The 17,916-nt window shown below is 63.9% G+C and carries 16 protein-coding genes; 3 read left to right on the top strand and 13 right to left on the bottom strand.

Features of this window, described 5'->3' with window-relative positions:
- Positions 1 to 78 precede the first annotated feature (78 nt).
- The 3 genes from pufL to pufC are packed head-to-tail and all read left to right on the top strand — an operon-like array spanning position 79 to position 3,075.
- The gene (gene pufL / locus BLU32_RS03740; RefSeq protein ID WP_093805051.1) at positions 79 to 924 is read left to right on the top strand and encodes a photosynthetic reaction center subunit L; all 846 of its coding nucleotides are present in this window, start codon (positions 79 to 81) and stop codon (positions 922 to 924) included.
- 10 nt (positions 925 to 934) lie between these two features.
- Positions 935 to 1,912 (top strand): photosynthetic reaction center subunit M, encoded by a 978-nt coding sequence (gene pufM, locus BLU32_RS03735; RefSeq protein ID WP_093805050.1) that lies wholly within the window; start codon positions 935 to 937, stop codon positions 1,910 to 1,912.
- A complete protein-coding gene (pufC, locus tag BLU32_RS03730; RefSeq protein ID WP_093805049.1) occupies positions 1,909 to 3,075 on the top strand; it encodes a photosynthetic reaction center cytochrome PufC in 1,167 nt (388 codons plus the stop codon). Before pufM ends, pufC begins: the two co-directional genes overlap by 4 nt.
- 279 nt (positions 3,076 to 3,354) lie before the next feature.
- Here pufC and BLU32_RS03725 read toward each other — a convergent pair whose 3' ends face one another.
- From BLU32_RS03725 to bchB, 13 genes are all read right to left on the bottom strand, one after another.
- Positions 3,355 to 3,882: an isopentenyl-diphosphate delta-isomerase gene (locus BLU32_RS03725; RefSeq protein ID WP_093805048.1), complete on the bottom strand. Its 528-nt coding sequence runs from the start codon at positions 3,880 to 3,882 to the stop codon at positions 3,355 to 3,357.
- Positions 3,883 to 3,967: 85 nt separating this feature from the next.
- Positions 3,968 to 5,185: a 5-aminolevulinate synthase gene (gene hemA, locus BLU32_RS03720; RefSeq protein ID WP_093805047.1), complete on the bottom strand. Its 1,218-nt coding sequence runs from the start codon at positions 5,183 to 5,185 to the stop codon at positions 3,968 to 3,970.
- Positions 5,176 to 6,072, bottom strand: coding sequence for a putative photosynthetic complex assembly protein PuhE (puhE, locus tag BLU32_RS03715; RefSeq protein WP_093805046.1), 897 nt, complete (start codon positions 6,070 to 6,072; stop codon positions 5,176 to 5,178). The genes hemA and puhE overlap by 10 nt, the downstream gene beginning before the upstream one ends.
- 12 nt (positions 6,073 to 6,084) lie before the next feature.
- The gene (acsF, locus tag BLU32_RS03710) at positions 6,085 to 7,173 is read right to left on the bottom strand and encodes a magnesium-protoporphyrin IX monomethyl ester (oxidative) cyclase (protein ID WP_093805045.1); all 1,089 of its coding nucleotides are present in this window, start codon (positions 7,171 to 7,173) and stop codon (positions 6,085 to 6,087) included.
- The gene (locus BLU32_RS03705) at positions 7,170 to 7,475 is read right to left on the bottom strand and encodes a hypothetical protein (protein ID WP_093805044.1); all 306 of its coding nucleotides are present in this window, start codon (positions 7,473 to 7,475) and stop codon (positions 7,170 to 7,172) included. The genes acsF and BLU32_RS03705 overlap by 4 nt, the downstream gene beginning before the upstream one ends.
- Positions 7,476 to 7,477: 2 nt before the next feature.
- Positions 7,478 to 7,987, bottom strand: coding sequence for a photosynthetic complex assembly protein PuhC (gene puhC / locus BLU32_RS03700; protein ID WP_197673690.1), 510 nt, complete (start codon positions 7,985 to 7,987; stop codon positions 7,478 to 7,480).
- Between the two features lie 9 nt (positions 7,988 to 7,996).
- Positions 7,997 to 8,692, bottom strand: coding sequence for a photosynthetic complex putative assembly protein PuhB (puhB, locus tag BLU32_RS03695; RefSeq protein WP_093805043.1), 696 nt, complete (start codon positions 8,690 to 8,692; stop codon positions 7,997 to 7,999).
- Positions 8,689 to 9,477 (bottom strand): photosynthetic reaction center subunit H, encoded by a 789-nt coding sequence (gene puhA / locus BLU32_RS03690; protein WP_093805042.1) that lies wholly within the window; start codon positions 9,475 to 9,477, stop codon positions 8,689 to 8,691. Before puhA ends, puhB begins: the two co-directional genes overlap by 4 nt.
- 27 nt (positions 9,478 to 9,504) lie before the next feature.
- Positions 9,505 to 10,947 (bottom strand): BCD family MFS transporter, encoded by a 1,443-nt coding sequence (locus BLU32_RS03685; RefSeq protein WP_093805041.1) that lies wholly within the window; start codon positions 10,945 to 10,947, stop codon positions 9,505 to 9,507.
- A complete protein-coding gene (bchM, locus tag BLU32_RS03680; RefSeq protein WP_093810535.1) occupies positions 10,944 to 11,645 on the bottom strand; it encodes a magnesium protoporphyrin IX methyltransferase in 702 nt (233 codons plus the stop codon). Before bchM ends, BLU32_RS03685 begins: the two co-directional genes overlap by 4 nt.
- Positions 11,646 to 11,669: 24 nt before the next feature.
- On the bottom strand, positions 11,670 to 12,602 hold the full coding sequence (bchL, locus tag BLU32_RS03675) for a ferredoxin:protochlorophyllide reductase (ATP-dependent) iron-sulfur ATP-binding protein (RefSeq protein ID WP_093805040.1): 933 nt from the start codon (positions 12,600 to 12,602) through the stop codon (positions 11,670 to 11,672).
- Complete coding sequence (locus BLU32_RS03670; protein ID WP_093805039.1) at positions 12,599 to 16,357, bottom strand: magnesium chelatase subunit H; 3,759 nt, start codon at positions 16,355 to 16,357, stop codon at positions 12,599 to 12,601. Before BLU32_RS03670 ends, bchL begins: the two co-directional genes overlap by 4 nt.
- Positions 16,332 to 17,915 (bottom strand): ferredoxin:protochlorophyllide reductase (ATP-dependent) subunit B, encoded by a 1,584-nt coding sequence (gene bchB, locus BLU32_RS03665; protein WP_093805038.1) that lies wholly within the window; start codon positions 17,913 to 17,915, stop codon positions 16,332 to 16,334. The genes BLU32_RS03670 and bchB overlap by 26 nt, the downstream gene beginning before the upstream one ends.
- Between the last annotated feature and the right edge of the window lies 1 nt (position 17,916).

The raw sequence follows: 17,916 nt of genomic DNA, 5'->3' as shown, positions 1-17,916 counted from the left end.
CGCCGCCCGCCGCCGAAATTCCCTGACATCCACTGGGCTATCCGCTGGCACGGATCAAACCAAGCAGGAGGAACGACGATGGCGTTGCTCAGTTTCGAACGCAAATACCGCGTGCGCGGCGGCACCCTCATCGGCGGCGATCTGTTCGACTTTTGGGTCGGGCCGTTTTACGTCGGTTTTTTCGGAGTTGTCGGTCTCTTTTTCATCATTACGGGCACGGCGCTCGTCGTTTACGGCGCCGCAATCGGCCCGACCTGGAACATCTGGCGCATTTCGATCGCGCCACCGGACCTCAGCTACGGTCTGGCGCTGGCGCCGCTCAAGGAGGGCGGCCTCTGGCAGATCATCACGGTCTGCGCCATCGGGTCCTTCGTCTCCTGGGCCCTGCGCGAAGTCGAGATCTGCCGCAAGCTCGGCATCGGCTATCACGTGCCCTTCGCCTTCGGTTTCGCCATCTTTGCCTATGTGACGCTGGTGGTTTTCCGTCCCCTGCTCCTCGGCGCCTGGGGCCATGGCTTTCCCTACGGGATTTTCTCACACCTCGACTGGGTGTCGAACGTCGGCTACCAGTATCTGCACTTCCATTACAATCCGGCCCACATGATCGCGGTGACATTCTTCTTCACCACGACCCTTGCGCTGTCTCTGCACGGTGGCCTGATCCTGTCCGCCGCCAATCCCGGCCGCGACCGGACCGACCCGTCCAAACGCGCAGAGATGAAGACGCCGGAATACGAGGACACCTTCTTCCGCGACACCATCGGCTATTCGATCGGCACCCTCGGCATTCACCGGCTTGGTCTGGTGCTGGCGCTGAACGCCGGTTTCTGGAGCGCCGTTTGCATCGTCATCAGCGGACCGTTCTGGAACCAGGGCTGGCCGCAGTGGTGGAGCTGGTGGCTCAACCTTCCCTTCTGGAGCTGAGGAACACGCCATGTCTCAGTATCAAAACATCTTTACGCTGACGCAGGTGCGCGGCCCGCTTGAGGAAGGCATTCCGCTGCCTGCCGGGGACAGTCCCCGCAGCGGCAGGCCCTTCCACCTCTGGCTGGCCGGTCTCCTCGGCAACGCGCAGATCGGGCCGATCTACCTGGGGTTTCTCGGAACCGTCTCGATCGCCTGCGGCGCCATCGCCTTTCTCATCATCGGCCTGAACATGTGGGCATCCGTGGGCTGGGATCCGGTCCAGTTCGTCCGCCAGCTGTTCTGGCTGGCGCTCGAGCCGCCCCCTGCAAAATACGGCCTGAAGATCATTCCCCCACTCAGCGAAGGCGGCTGGTGGATCATCGCCGGCTTCTTCCTCACGACGTCCGTCCTGTTGTGGTGGGTGCGCATGTACCGCAGGGCGCGCCAGCTTGAGATGGGCACCCATGTGTGCTGGGCCTTCGCGGCGGCAATCTGGCTGTTCCTGGTGCTCGGCTTCATCCGGCCGGTGCTGATGGGCAGCTGGGCGGAAGCCGTCCCCTTCGGCATCTTTCCGCATCTCGACTGGACCGCGTCCTTCTCGATCCGTTACGGCAACCTCTACTACAACCCGTTCCACTGCCTCTCGATCGTCTTCCTCTATGGCTCGGTCCTGCTGTTCGCCATGCATGGTGCGACCATTCTGGCGGTCACCCGCTATGGCGGCGAGCGCGAGCTTGAGCAGATCAGCGACCGTGGAACGGCCTCGGAGCGCGCCGCGCTCTTCTGGCGCTGGACCATGGGCTTCAACGCCACGATGGAATCCGTTCACCGCTGGGCCTGGTGGTTCGCCGTCCTGACCCCGCTGACCGGCGGAATCGGCATCCTGCTGACCGGCACGGTCGTCGACAACTGGTACCTTTGGGGCATCAAGCACGGCATCGTCGCGCCGCTCCCCGACATCTATCCGGGCGTTGTCGACCCGGCAATGACAGGAGGCGGACAATGAACCTCTGGCTACCTATGGCCGCTGGAGCAGGCGCCTTGCTTGCCGTGGCGAGCTTCGTCGGCACGGACTGGGATCTTCCCCCGGTCGACACCGAGCAGATCGGCTATCGCGGAACCGGCATGTACAAATCCAGGGACCGGGAAAGCGAGGCGGCACTCAAGGCGGCGAATGTCGTCCCGCCCGCCCCCTGGGAAGCCGATCCTGAAGGCGATCGGGCCGGTGACGTCTACGAGAACGTCCAGGTTCTCGGTCACCTGTCCGATGACCAGTTCAACCAGTTCATGGCGGCGATCACCGAGTGGGTCGCCCCAGAAGAAGGTTGCACTTACTGTCACAATGCCGAGAATTTCGCCACCGACGACGTCTATCAAAAGGTCGTCTCAAGGCGAATGATCCAGATGACGCAGGCGATCAACGAGGACTGGACGCCGCATGTGCAACAGGTCGGCGTGACCTGCTACACCTGCCACCGCGGACAGGCGATCCCGGCCAATGTCTGGTCGCGCGACACCTCGCCGGAACCCGCACCCGGCATGGCCGGATACCGGGCCGGGCAGAATGTCGTCGCGAAGTTCGGCGGCGGGTCCTCGCTGCCGCAAAACGCCCTGGAGGACTATCTCCTCGACGACAAGACCATCCGCGTCCATTCCAACACCGCTCTGCCGACCGGAACCAATCCGGCCGGCACCAAGGAAACGGAAAACACCTGGTCGCTGATGATGCACATGTCTGAAAGCCTGGGCGCCAACTGCACGACTTGCCACAACTCGCGCGCCTTCAACGACTGGGACCAGAGCCCGCCGCAGCGGGTGACGGCCTGGCACGGGATCCGCATGTCGCGGGCCCTCAACAACGACTATCTGGTCGGTCTGACGCCCATATTCCCGGACAGCCGCAAGGGGCCGGCCGGCGATGTCTACAAGGTCAGCTGCGCAACCTGCCACAACGGTGTGCAGAAGCCCCTCTACGGCGTCTCGATGATCGAGGACTACGTCGACGCGCTGTCGAGAAAGACCCAGACCGGCGTGCCGGACTACAGCACCTATGTTCCGGGCGAAACGCTGACCCTGGAGCCGGCGCCGGAACCGGAGACAACCTCAAGCCTGGCACCCGTATTGCCAGAACCGACAAGGGGTGATGGCGTGAAGGTCGCGGTCCAGTAGAAAAGGGCCCGGTAAAAACGCAAACGCGCGCCGGTCGGGCGCGCCTTCCCCACCAAGAAACCGAACGCCGGGCCCAGCGCCCGGCGTTCTTTTTTGCCCCCGGAAAAATCGCGTCCGCCAACAATCGCGGACTCCGCGACACGCCTCATTCCGGTGCAGGGCCGACAGCTCCCTGCGACACGGCACGGGCGACCGCCGGATCGGGCGTCCCGAAAATTCCGCCGGTTCGTTGGCAGGTGAATGTAAGGATGGATAATACCTTGGCGTGTCCGGTCAGCGTCAGATTGCAAGATCCGGATAGCGCTCGACATAGAGCTTGAACCAGGGAGTGAAACGCTCGGGATGAGCGCGCATTTCGATGCAAAGCCCGGCGGGCGTGACCCAGCGGGTGGCCATCACCTCATCCGGATTGGCGTCGAGCGCGAGCGTCGCGCGATCGACACTGGCGACAAACATCGCGACCCGCTCGTGTTCGTGCAGCCCGCCGCCGACATCGGCGGAGTATTCCACGGTGCGGCGCCGCTCCAGCGGCACCGAGATCCCGAGTTCCTCGCCGATCCGGCGCGAGGCGCAGGCCTCGACCGTCTCGTTCCAGTTGGGATGCGAGCAGCAGGTGTTCGCCCACAGGCCGCCGCAATGGTATTTCGATTCCGCCCGCTGCTGGATCAGCAGATGGGTCCCGTCGAACACGAACACCGATATCGCCAGATGAAAGACCGCCTCGCGGTGCGCCTGCAGTTTCTCGATCGGGAACAGGGACCCGTCCCCCGCGATCGCGGGAATGATGATGTCGGTCGATGCGGTCATCGCACTCTCCAGGGCAGCGGCCGGTCGCACCAGGCGCGCCCACCCCTTGTCAGCGGTCGCGCATCCGCCCGGCCGCGGGATGTCGTCATGCCACCGCGCGCGACAGGGCGCATTGGGACCAAAGGTCATTCAGCGCACGCACCAGATGATCGATGTCGTCGTCGCTGTGCAGCGGCGACGGCGTGAAACGTAGCCGTTCCGTCCCTTCCGGAACGGTCGGATAATTGATCGGCTGAACGTAGATCCCGTAACCGTCGAGGAGCAAGTCCGAAAGCCATTTGCACTTCGCGGCATTGCCGACCATGACCGGAACGATATGGCTCGGGTTCGGCATATGCGGAATCCCGTTTCGGTCGAGTCTTGCCCGCAACTGTGCCACGCGATCCGCCTGAAGTCGGCGCTCCTCGCCGCTTGTTTTCAGGTGCCGGATCGAAGCGGTGGCGCCTGCCGCAAGCGCCGGCGGCAGTGCGGTGGTAAAGATGAAGCCCGAGGCGAAAGAGCGAACGAAATCGCAAAGATCGCGGTCGGCCGCAATATAGCCGCCCATGACGCCGAAGGCCTTGCCCAGCGTACCCTCGATTACCGTAAGGCGGTCCATCAGGCCTTCGCGTTCGGCCACGCCGCCGCCGCGCGGCCCGTAGAGACCAACGCCATGCACCTCATCCAGATAGGTCATCGCACCGTGCTTTTCGGCGACCTCACAGATCTCCGCGATCGGGGCGATGTCCCCGTCCATCGAATAGACGCTTTCAAAGGCAACGAGTTTCGGCCTGGCCGGATCGGCACGCGAGAGAAGGCGATCGAGATCTTCCGGCGAGTTGTGCTTCCAGACACACTTTTCGGCCCGCGAGTGGCGAATGCCCTCGATCATCGAGGCGTGGTTGAGCGCATCGGAAAACACGATGCATCCGGGAATGCGCGCGGCGAGCGTCCCGAGCGCCGCCCAGTTGGACACATAGCCGGATGTGAAGATGAGTGCGGCTTGCTTGCCATGCAGCTCGGCGAGTTCCGCTTCGAGCGCAACATGATAGTGGTTCGTGCCGGAGATGTTTCGCGTCCCGCCAGCCCCGGCGCCGCAACGATCAATGGCGTCCTTCATGGCGGCCGTCACCGACGGGTGCTGGCCCATGCCCAGATAATCATTTGAACACCACACGGTCACATCATGCTGACTGCCGTCGTCGCGATAGCGCACCGCGCGCGGAAACTCCCCCGCCATGCGCTCCAGGTCGGCGAACACGCGATAGTTGCCTGCATCGCGCAGTCCGTCCAGCGCCTGCGCGAAATAGGTCTTCATGTCCATGAGGTGGTCCCCCGCTTGTGTGTTGTGATTTGCGCGCGCGTCTCGCCGGGGGCGGGTCGGGCAGGTGTCGAATGGGTCGGACTGCGACCATCGCCGCAGTTGAGGTCGATGGTGTCACAGGAGCCTGACGCGGCGCGGTCCCGCGTGGCCCACAGCCAAAGCTGCTCGTCGGAGACGGGCAGCACCAGAAAGATGTGCTCAAGGACGGCAAGCGCCATGAAGGTCGTGAGCAGCATAAAGGCAACGGCACGATGCGTGTCCGCTTCGCCCAGGGCAAGAGACATCAGGGACCAGAGCGGATAGATCGAGAGAACGATCGTGACCGGCAGGAGCCAGCTGATGCGATCAGTGCGAAAATAGCTCGTCAGGTAGCGCAGCCGCTTGGGGATGAGAACGCTTGCGGCACGCGGCGCACCCATGAAGATGTTGAGCTTGGCGCTCAGGCGCATTCCCCAAAGCAGGAGATAGGTCCACAGGCCAGCATGATTGTCGCCGCCGGCAACGAGAAGCGTGACGATCGCGCCTCCCGCCAGCAGGGCCAGTTCGTGATCGCGCACGGCGAGAAAGGCAAGGCGGAACCGTCGCAGACCCCGCGCCCCGCCGGGACAGCGGCTATGACGCGGGCCCGTGATCATTCCGAACAGGAAGGTCGCTTCCAGCCAGGCCCACACCGCCAGCGCGCTGCCGAACCCCAGATAGGTACCGGTCACGCTTTGCATGCCCGAACTTGCGTAAAGCCCCCCGCAACCGGCGAGAGCCACGCCGGTGAACCCCACCATGAGCCACTTCTGCCATCGATCGCTTTGCCAGGCGGCGAACATGACCACACCGGTCGCAAGCCACCACACAAAAATCGCCACAAGGCCGGCTATCGCGAGATCGAGCACAGCGCTTCTCCCCTACCAGACCGGCTCAAGCCGGCTGACTCGCGGAATTTCATTGGACTTGGTGGGGATGAAGTACACCCCGGCGAAGACAACGGCCGCCGCCGTGCTCCAGACCGCCTTGCCGATGGTACCGCGGATCCCGCCACGCTCGACGGCTGCGTTCATGCGCGTGTTGATCCGGTTCAGTCGACGGAACCCCCTGAGCAGCGCCGGGTTGTCGAGATCGAGAACCAGCGGGAACACCTGGCGGGTGATTTCCGAGGTAATGCGGAACACCTTCATGTCGTAGTCCTCGATGTCGACGCCAAGGCCCTTGTGGAAAGCGGGCCTAGCGTGATCGCGCACATACATCGTCGCGAAAACGGCGAGCAGGAAGAACTTGATCCAGTATTTGTTGCGCCCGGCGAGCAGCTTCGGGTCGCTGCGCATCAACAGCGAGAAGGCCTCGCCGTGGCGGAACTCGTCGTTGCACCACTCGCGGAACCACTTGAAGATCGGGTGGAAGCGGCGTTCGGGATGCTGTTCGAGGTGCCGGAAGATGGTGATGTAGCGGGCGTAGCCGATCTTCTCCGACAGGTAGGTCGCGTAGTAGATGAACTTGGGCTTGAAGAACGTGTATTTCTTCGCCTTTGCGAGAAAGCCCATGTTCACGCCAATGCCGAATTCCTTCAGGGCATCGTTGATGAAGCCGGCATGGCGGGATTCGTCGCGGCTCATATAGCCGAAGAGCTCGCAGATGTCGGGGTTCGACCCGCGCCGTTTCATTTCCTTGTAGAGCACACAGCCTGAAAACTCCGCCGTGAGCGAGCTCACGAGGAAATCGACGAGTTCCTTTCGCAGATCGTCGGGCAAGCCCTCGATATCGAGATCGTCCCAGTCGGCGTTGCGCTTGAAGTGCCCCTTGTTGGGATCGGATTTCAGCTCGGCGATCAGCACGTCCCACTCTCCGCGCACGCTGCTGACGTCGATGCGGTCGAGCTCTTCGAAGTCGGTGGTGTAAAACCGCGGGTTGAGCATCGTCGATTCAAGCGCCGCCTTGGTCGATTCATTGACAGGCACCGCTTCGGGGTTTCCGGTCTTCGGAGCGACGTGGGTGTTCATAGCGTTGCCCTTTCGGAGAAGGAGAATTCGCAAAGTTCCATGAATTCGAAATCGCCGGTGGCGCGGGTCCAGGCCCGCTCGAGCCGGCTGGCGCGGGTGATCGTCGCGGTGCGGCGGAAGCTCTGGCACTCGCCATAGGGCACCGCGACGGGCGCGCCATGCACCATCACCTCGTCACCCGGATGAACCACGGCGCCATTGTCGAAGCGCACATGCGCGCCGAGCTGATCGAAGGTGTTGTTGATCTCCACGGTGCAGGGCACCTCGACGCGCTTGCGCGACAAGAGGGACAGTTTCGCCATGGTCATTTCTCCCCTGTATTATCCTGAACACCCCTGTCCAGAAATCCGACGAACTGGGCGACGATGTCGGATCCAAAGGCATTCAGATAAATGCGTTCACCCGTCGCGGTATCGGAGACCGAAACCGCGCCGCTGTCCCAACGGATCACCCGGTAGGGCAGATCCTGCGGAGCTTCCTCGACGAGGCGGATGCGCTTCAGTGCCGGCAAGGCGCCGGCGGCAAAGCCCCCCTGGCCCGGCTCAAGCCGCGTGATCGCAGCCCGTGTCGTTGCGTCAACGACCATGATCGCGCCGTCGGAGCGTTCCGCGAGAAGAATGTCGCGCATGTCGACAGGCTTTCCGATCTCATTGCGCACCGTTCCGATTTCCGTCGTCTGACCGAAAATAACCGCCGCAAAAACAAAGGCAACCAACCCGAGGGCGCCAAACAACGGAACCCGGGGAAATGCCGACCAGGAGGCCTGCTTCGGCGTTTGCGGCTGCATGTCCTCGGGTCTTGCGAAAACGGTCACATCACTCTCCTAACCTGTCAGGGATGCAGATTGGCGCAGGCCGCGAACCGCGCGGGTTGGTCGGTTCGCTGCGGCAACGGCCGCCTCTGCCGAAGCCTCGAGGGACCCACCAACCTGCGTCTTCAGTTCCTTCGCCAGCAAACCGGCGACCGAAACGACGTCAGGAAGGCAAATCATCGCCGGTTCGGGATGGGCGAACCGCCATCCGCGCGCATGCGGCCACAGGATCAGCCAGGACAGCCGGACATCGGGTTTCAGCTTCAGCGCGATCGTTCCACTTCCATCCGAGCGCCTGTCCACGCTCGCCTCGACGATTTCGGCGTAAGGCAGGTTGAACGTGACCGACAGCGCGACGCCGATCCGCAACACCACCCGGGCGTTGGTGATCGTGTAGAGCGTCGTGCGGTTGATCGCCCAGGCGAACCCCTCGGCGAGGATCAGGACGATGGCGGCCATCGTCGTCAGGGCACCTGCGGAAAACAGCACGTAGCCAAGGGGACGACCGTCATAATATCCCGCCACCAGCGCCCAGCCGACGATCGCGAGAAAATAGGCCGCGATCCAGCGCGTCTTGAGGACACGCCGCGCCACATGGCGCATTTCGGGGCGACCCTGCCACAGGATGAATTCACCCTCTGGCAGATCCTCCGGAAGACCGGGAACGGGCTCGAAGTCGTGCTCCGGAGACTTGTCCTGGCCGCTCATACCAGCGGCTCCGCGCGTTGGGGCGTTGCATAGAGCTGACCGCCGCCATAATAGGCCACGACCTTCTCCTCCTCCAGAAGCGTCACCTGATCCGGGGTTGCCAGACCGGGAACATGGCCGAACTGCTCCGAGGTGATCGCATGCACATAAACCACCTTCACGGCGCCGCGCGCCTCCTTGTAGACACAGAAGGTCATGGGAAGCAGAACGGTTCGCTTGGCGTCATCCGTCCCGATTTCGACCTCGAGATAACGGATCATCTGTTCCGAGCGATCGACCCAGATGTCGGTCACCGTGCCGGCCATCGCCTTGTCGCAGCCGAACACCCGCATGCCGCGCGGATCCCGGTCCCCGACGGCAACGGAATAATCGGTGGCGACCCGCATGGGAACGATCTTCGCCGTGCCCTCATGCGTCTGGTCGGGCCGGTCCGCGCGCTGGGCCCACGATCCGGGTCCGACTCCGCCAAGCATCGGGTCGCCGGTAGGCTGGAGCGGTGCACCGGGAAACCGGGCCGTGCGCTCTGCAGCGATCGGACGCGCGTCGCGGTCGTTGTTGGGAAAGGAGACGGTGCCATTGCCATGCGGCAGGACGAATGTCTTTGGCTGGGCCAGAAACAGCCACGGGTCCTTGTTGTAAGCGCCCGAGACGTCGTCTTCCAGCGGATAGCCCTCGCGCCGGTCTTCCTTGCGGATGTACCAGATCAGGCTCGCGAAAAAGACCCAGAACGCATAGAGCGTGACTTGAGCGACATCGATGCTACCAACAATTGATCCGGTTTCCATGACGGACCTCCCTTTGTCATTTCCGGCTCATCCTGGAAGATCGGCCAACCCGAACTGCCTGAGCCCATCGCGCCCGCCCGCAAACCGCTTGCCCGCAAGCGGCCCGAGAACGGCCAAACTCATGAAAAGAAGTACGATTTCTATGTTGTAGACGACATTGTAGCCCGTCGACGCCGTGGTAAGAGCCGCCCCGAAGCTTCCCTCCAGCGCCAGCATGTTGACCACGTCACGGGTGACGCCGCCAACCGCAAGGCCAAGGCCGATGGCGGTGGCCTGCACCGCGCTGAAAGCCCCGATGGCGAAGCCCGCGTCGGTCTGGTCCGCCAGATCCATTGCCGCCAGCATGGTGCCCACGGCAAACAGGCCGCCGCCGAAGCCGATGGCCAGCGTCCCGATGCGAAACAGCGTGGCAGAGCCGACGGGGCCGGAGAAAATCACCGCTGCAAAAGCGAAAACGCCGATCAACGCGCCACAGGCCGCCATGCGGTGCATGTTCATGCCCCGGAGCAACAAACGCCCGGCAAGCGCGAAACCGGCCAGCGTTCCGCCCGCCCAGACGGCGGTGAGAAGCGTTGTCTGGCTGACGCTGAGGCCAAGGATTTCGCCACCGTAGGGCTCAAGCAGCACGTCCTGCATGCTGAAGGCCGCCGATCCGAGACCCACTCCGATCAGGAACCGGGCCATATGGGGGTTTTGCCGATAGGCCGCGATGGCCTCCTTGAAGCCCTGCACCTCCCGTCCCGCGCGCGTGGCCTGCGGACGGCGCGGCTCCTGCTTCCAAAGTGCGACCACATTGATCAGCACGGTCATGACCGCGGCACCCTGCACCACCTGGATGAGGCGCATCGCGGAAAAGTCGGAGAGCAGCAGACCGAAGGCAATTGATGCGAGCACCATGCCGACGAGCAGCATGACGTAGACGAGGGCGACGACGCGCGGGCGGGTCTTTTCCGCTGCAAGGTCGGTCGCCAGCGCCAGACCTGCCGTTTGGGCCATATGCATGCCGATGCCGGTCAGCAGGAAGGCGAAGGCCGCAGCCACCGGCCCGGCCCACTGCGGACCCAGCGTTTGCGACTGAAGCAGCAGCAGCGCGAAGGGCATGAAGGCAAGACCGCCAAACTGCATCAAAGTGCCGAGCCAGATAAACGGCACCCTGCGCCAGCCGAGCGCGGACACATATGTGTCCGAGCGGTGGCCCATGAGGACGCGAAACGGCGCTGCAAGCACGGGAATGGCGACCATCAGCGCCACGAGGCTGGTGGGAACGCCCAGCTCCAGGATCATCACCCGGTTGAGCGTGCCGGTCAGCAGAACCGCCGCCATGCCGACAGAAACCTGAAACAACGACAGCCGCAGCAGCCGGCCGAGCGGCAAATCCGGCGACGCGGCATCGGCGAACGGCAAGAACCGCGTGCCCAATCGCTGCCAGAATCCGATCATACGCCCCATTGCCCGGCTGCCGATGGTCATGAGCGTGCGACCTCCATCGCCTGGGAAATGTAGAACCCGCTGGAAACGCGCGTGCCTTGCGCGGCGCGCCAGCCATCCAGTCTGGCGTCCGATCCCAGAAGCCGTGTCATGCGCGTCGGCGACGCCGGCTCGATGGATGGCGCCCGGTCCCCGCGCGGAAACAGCCGGCCGACCGTGTGCATTGCCGCAAGCAAGGGTGTGCGCGGCGCAAGCGTGAAGAGGATCTTGTTGTCGGTGTGGTCGGCGAGCCGCGATACGGCTGTCACGATGTCTTCGCTGCGGTAGTGAATGAGGGAGTCCATCGCCACCACCGCATCGAAACGCCCATGCGCATCGCTCAACATGTCCCCGGCCTCGAAACGGACACGATCCGAGAGGCCGGCGGCCTGCGCCTGGCCTTGCGCAAAGCGAACCATTTCCGGCGAAAGATCGATGCCGACGACCTCGGCGCCGCGCCGCGCGAGCTCCAACGACAAATGCCCCGCCCCGCATCCCGCATCGAGAACCCGCCAGCCAGCGAGATCGTCCGGAAGGCCGGAAAGCAGGGTTGCCCGCATGCGATCGCGGCCGGCGCGCACGGTGGCGCGAATGCGCCCCAGGGGCTCATCGCTGGCAAACTTCTTCCAGGCATCCACCGCTGTGCGGTCGAAATAGACCTGCAATTCGCCACGGCGCCGGACATAGCTTGCATCGGACAGTGCCTGTGTCATCGCGCGCAATCCTTATTCGAAGCCGAGAAAGTCAAAGATCTCGCGATCCTTCATCGGGTTGGCGTCCAACACGTCCGACCCGCTCCACAGGTATTCGGCAAGCTTCATGTATTCCTGCTGGATCGCCTTCACTTCCGGCGTTTCTTCCATCTCAAAAAGCGTGCATTTCTTCAGCCGGCTGATCCGCACCGCGTCGGAATCGGCGATATGCGCCAGTCGCTTGAGGCCGATGGCATCGTTGAAACGATCGATCTGGTCGGTTTCGCGCGAGCGGTTGGCGATCACCCCGCCAAGGCGGACGTCGTAATTCTTGGACTTCGCCTTGATCGCCGCCACGATGCGGTTCATCGCGAAGATGCTGTCGAAGTCATTCGCGGCAACGACCAGCGCGCGTTCCGCATGCTGAAGCGGCGAGGCAAAGCCGCCGCAGACGACATCCCCCAAAACGTCGAAAAGCACGACATCGGTGTCTTCCAGAAGATGATGCTCCTTCAACAGCTTGACCGTTTGCCCGACGACATAACCGCCGCAGCCGGTGCCGGCCGGCGGTCCGCCCGCCTCGACGCATTGCACGCCGTTGAAGCCTTCGAAGACGAAATCTTCCGCGCGCAATTCCTCGGTGTGGAAATCGACGCCTTCCAGAATGTCGATCACAGTCGGGATCAGCGACTTGGTCAGCGTGAAGGTGGAATCATGCTTGGGATCGCAGCCGATCTGCAGGACCCGCTTGCCGAGCATGGAAAAGGCGGCGGACAGGTTCGAAGAGGTCGTCGATTTGCCGATGCCCCCCTTGCCGTAGATCGCGAAGACCTTCGCGCCCTCGATTTCCAGCGAAGGATCCAGATGAACCTGGACGCTTCCCTCACCGTCCTCGCCCTGCCCGGCCGCCTTCCTGAGCGCCCGTGCCTCGCGTTCCGCTGTCTTGGGATGGGTGTATAGGTTCATGCCGCGAACTCCACTGTCAGGCCCTCGAGCCGGTCTTCCAGTTCTTCCCCGGCCGCGCGCAGCGCCGCCCAGGTCTCGTCGTCGGGCTCCCAGAATTCCCGCTCCCCGGCCTCGATCAGCCGGTTGGCAAGCTTGACGCTGGCCTTGGGATTGAGCTCCGCCAGCCTGCGGCGCATGTCCGCATCCAGGACGAAGGTTTCGCTGAGGTGCTTGTAAACCCAGGGCGACACCTGGCCCGTCGTCGCCGACCAGCCCAGCGTGTTGGTGACATGGCTTTCGATCTGGCGAACGCCTTCGTAGCCATGCTTGAGCAGGCCCTCGTACCACTTCGGATTGAGCATCCGGGTGCGGGTCTCCAGCGCGACCTGCTCTTCCAGCGTACGCACCTTGCCGGTGCCGGTGGTCTGATCGCCGACGTAGACCGGGATCGACCCGCCGCCGGAGGTTCGCACCGCGGAGCTGATACCGCCGAGCGTATCGAAATAATGGTCGATGGCCGTGATGCCGAGCTCGACCGATTCAATGTTCTGATAGGCCGCCTCGACCCCTTTCAGGATCTCGCCAAGCAGTTCGCTGCGCTGAACCGGCTTGCCGTCGGCGCCATAGGCGAAGCTCTTGCGGCTGGTGTAGGTCGCGCCGATTTCCTCCGCATCCTCCCAGGCACCGCTGTCGATCAAGAGGTTCACGTTGGAGCCATAGGCGCCGGCCGCGTTGGAAAACACCCTGAGCGCGGCCTCTTCAAGCGGCACGCCATGGGTCTCGGCGTGGGACACGGCCTGTGCGCGGATCGGGTTGGCCGTGTCCGGCTCGTCGGCCATCGCCGCTTTGAGGCTGGCGTCGGCCAGAAGCCGGGTCTGCAGTGGCAGCAGATCGCGAAAGATGCCAGAGAGCGTCATCACCACATCGACCCGTGCACGGCCCAGTTCCTCAAGCGGCACCAGATCGGCGCCGGCCAGACGGCCAAAGCTGTCGAAGCGGGGCTTCGCGCCGATCAGCGCCAGCGCCTGGGCAATCGGCGCGCCTTCCGACTTCAGGTTGTCGGTGCCCCAAAGCACCATGGCAACGCGGCGCGGAAGGCGTCCGTTGTCGGCGACATAGCGCGCCAGCAGCTTGTCCGCCTGTTCGGCGCCGTCGCGCAGTGCAAAAGCGCTTGGCAGACGGAAGGGGTCGAACCCGTGAAGATTGCGGCCGGTCGGCACGATGTCGGGCGAGCGCAGGATGTCGCCGCCGCTGACCGGGCGGATGTAGCGTCCGTCGAGCGCGGCCATCAGCGCTGGCAGTTCAGTCTCGCGCATCAGGTCGGCATCGAGACGACGCAGCCGGCCAGCTGCTTCGGAGGACGCCTTGCCCGGCTTTGCGGACGCGGGGGTCTCCAGGACCTCCAGTAGCTCGGTCTCGGACAGCGACGCGTCGCCGGCGGCGGAGTTCACCGCACGCAGGAGATCCGCGCGCTCCGCCTCATCGGGTATCTCGCCAACGACATGCAGGCCGTGCGGGATGAGCGACAACTCGAACTCGCGCAGCCGGTCCGCAAGCGCGGGAACCGCGCCGTCGCCCGTCGGCCCCCAGTCTGTGTCTGCGGTGATCAGGTCGAGAGCCTCGGCCTGCTGGCGGATCGTCTCGGCGAGGCCGGTCCGTTCCTTCGTCGCCTCGGGCGGCAGGCCGCGCCAGCGGTCGATCGCGCTCTTCAGGTCGGCCAATCCCTTGTAGAGACCGGCCTCGGCGATCGGCGGGGTCATGTAGCTGACCAGCGTCGCGGCGGACCGGCGACGGGCGATCGCGCCCTCAGACGGGTTGTTCGCGGCATAGAGATAGATGTTCGGCAGATCGCCGATCAGGCGGTCGGGCCAGCAATCCGCGGAAAGGCCCGATTGTTTGCCGGGCATGAACTCAAGCGCGCCGTGGGTTCCGAAATGCAGCACGGCGTTCGCGCCGAAATCCTCGCGCAGATAGCGATAGAAGGCGGCGAAGGCATGGGTCGGCGCGAAACCGCTTTCAAACAGCAGCCGCATCGGATCGCCCTCGTAGCCGAAGGCGGGCTGGATTCCGACCAGAACGTTGCCGAAGGCCTTGCCAAGCACCAGGATGTTGGCGCCGTCGCTTTGCTGGCGGCCCGGCGCCGGGCCCCATTGCGCCTCGATTTCGGCAAGCCAGGGCTCGCGCCGCACATGCGTATCGGCGGAGACGCGGTCGTGCACGTTCGCGTCGGTGCCATGGCGCTCGGCATTGCCTTCAAGCAGGGCGGTGCGAAGCGCGTCGGCATCTTCAGGCATCTCGACGGCGTAGCCGTCGGCCTTGAGGGCGGTGAGCGTATTGAACAGCGAACGAAACACACCGAGATAGGCGGCCGTGCCGGTCGCTCCACCATTCGGCGGAAAATTGTAGAGGACGATGGCGAGCTTGCGCTCTTCCTTGGGACGGCGTCGCATCGCAACGATCCGCTCGATGCGCGCGGCCAGCATCTCAGACCGCTCGGGGCAGGCGTGCATGTCGCGACCGTTGACCGCAACGCCGAAATCGCAATGACGTGCGCAGCCCTCGCAAGGTCCCGAGCCATCGGTGCGGCCACCGAAGAGGATCGGACCGGTCGCTCCGTCGATTTCGGGAAGCGCAACCATGATGGTGGTTTCGACCGGCGTCAGCCCCTGCTCCCCGCGCCCCCACTGCTGGAGGCTTTGAAACTCCGTCGCGAAGGCGGAGAGGTAAGGCACATTCAGCACGGCGAGCGCTTCTTCCGCCGCCTTTGAATCATTGTAGGCCGGGCCGCCCACCAGCGAGAACCCGGTGAGCGAGACGACGCAGTCCACGCAGGTCTTTCCGTCCCTGACGAAAAAACTGTCGATCGCTGGCCGCGCATCGAGGCCGCTGGCGAAGGCGGTGATGACGTTCAGGCCCTTCGCGCCCAGCGCGGCGATCACCGCGTCGTAGTGATCGGCATTGTCAGCCAGAAGATAGGAGCGCATCACGAGCACGCCGACGGTGCCGTTCTTCGGATCGAAATGCGCCGCCTTGCGGAAATTCTCGACCCGATCCGTGATCCGTCCGGCCAGATCCGGATGGTAAAGACCGACATCGGGATAGTGGACCGGCGCTTCCGGCGTCACGAGCGTCCGCAAGTGAGCCCGCTCGCCCGCCGCATAACGCGAGATGAGATAGCGCACCAAGTTGACGATGTTTTCGTCCGATCCGGCGAGCAGATACTGCAGGGTCAGAAAATAGGCCCGCAAATCCTGCGCCTTGCCGGGAATGAACTTCAGGATCTTCGGCAACTGGCGCAGCATCTTCATCTGGCCCCGGCTCGCCGAGCCGCTCTTGCCGGACCGGCCGCGCAAGCGCTTCAAAAACCCCAGCGCCCCGCCAGTGGGCTTGTCCATGCGGAACTCGCCGATCCGCGTCTTCTTGACGATTTCGGCAGCCGACAGGCATCCAACAACAGCGTCGCAGGCCTCCCGACGGTCCTGAAGCCAGGGTTCGACCACCTTGATGTGTTCCTCCAGGAACATCATGCTGGCGATGACGATGTCTGCACGCGCAATATCGGCGCGGCAGCGCTCGGGCGCAGAGGCGTCGGTCCCCCATTCGGCGACCGCATGAAGCGACAGCGTGAGGCCCGGCAGTTCCGTCTTCAGGATGTCGCGCGCGCGGTCGACGGCACTCGCCATATGACTGTCGAGCGTCACGATCGCGATGCGGACGGGTGTCTGCGACAGCACCGCGCCCGACCTGCGGCTATCGGCCGAAATACGCTTTGGCATCGTACAGGGTCTCTACTGTTATAGGCGCCACTCCGCGTTCGGCGGCAAAACGCTCGGTATTGCGCCTTGCCTTGCCGCGGACGAAAAACGGGATCTTGCGAAGCTCCTTTTCCGCATCATTGGTCCAACCGGCCGGCAATGCTTCTGCCGCCGGCGCATGAATTTCGCTCTGCATCGTAGCGTTTGCGCGGGGCGTGTCCGCCTCCACCGCCCGATCCGCCGTGCCGCCAAGGGCAGCCAGATGAGATGCCTCGGCGGTGTCGTTGAACTCGAAATCCTCACGGAACATGCCGAGCAGATGCTCTTCCAGCCCCATCATCAGCGGATGGACCCAACTGTCGAAGATGACGTTTGCGCCCTCGAATCCCATCTGCGGCGAGTAGCGCGCCGGAAAATCCTGGACGTGGACAGGCGAGGAAATCACCGCGCAGGGCAGCCGCAGCCGCTTTGCGACATGGCGCTCCATCTGCGTGCCGAGCACCAGTTCGGGCTGCGCCGCAACGATGGCGTCTTCCACCTCCAGGTGATCATCGGTGATCAGCGCCTCGATCCCGTGATCGGCGGCTGCGGCACGCACGTCGCGGGCAAACTCGCGCGCGTATGTGCCAAGTCCGCACACCTTGAAGCCCAATTCATCGCGGCACACCCTTGCGGCCGCAACCGCATGGGTGGCATCGCCAAAAATAAAGACCCGCTTGCCGGTCAGATAGTTGGAATCGATGGAGCGCGCGTACCACGACAACCGCTCCCCCAGCTCCTCTAGGGCCGGCTCGGCATCGACCCCGGCAAGGGCCGCGATCTCGCGCACGAAATCGCGTGTGGCCGTTGCGCCGATGGGAACCGTGGTGCTGCGCGGCTGCTTGAAGGTGCGTTCCAGCCAGCGCGCTGCAGTGTCGGCGATCTCGGGATAGAGCACCACGTTGAAATCCGCCTCGGGCAGACGCGCGATGTCGGCAGGCGTCGCGCCCAGCGGCGCGATCACATTCACCGGCACGCCCAGCGCGTCGAGAATGCCCTTCACTTCGCGGATATCGTCGCGGTTGCGAAACCCGAGCGCCGTGGAGCCCAGAATGTTGCAGGTCTTGCGGGCCCGGTCTGCGCGATCCGGCTGGCTGACACCGCCGCAAAATCCGCGTACCAGCCGGTAGAATGTTTCGGCCGCGCCCCAGTTTTCCTTCTTCTGATAGGACGGCAGTTCCAGCGGGATCACCGGGATCGACAGGCCAAGCGCCTTGGCGAGCCCGGCGGGATCGTCCTGGATCAGCTCTGCCGTGCAGGATGCGCCCACCAGAATTGCCTGGGGCTGGAAGCGTTCCACGGCATGCTCGCAGGCTGTCCTGAAAACCTCGGCCGTATCCTTGCCGAGATCGCGGGCCTGAAACGTGGTGTAGGTCACCGGCGGCCGCGACTTGCGCCGCTCGATCATCGTGAACAGCAAATCGGCATAGGTGTCACCCTGGGGCGCGTGCAGCACATAGTGCAGGCCGCTCATAGACGCGGCAATGCGCATCGCCCCGACGTGCGGTGGTCCCTCATATGTCCAAACGGCCAGCTGCATC

It is taken from the genome of Stappia sp. ES.058, assembly GCF_900105595.1.
GTDB lineage: Bacteria > Pseudomonadota > Alphaproteobacteria > Rhizobiales > Stappiaceae > Stappia.
Note: the sequence above shows the minus strand (reverse complement) of the source record. Positions and strands in the feature narration are given on the sequence as shown.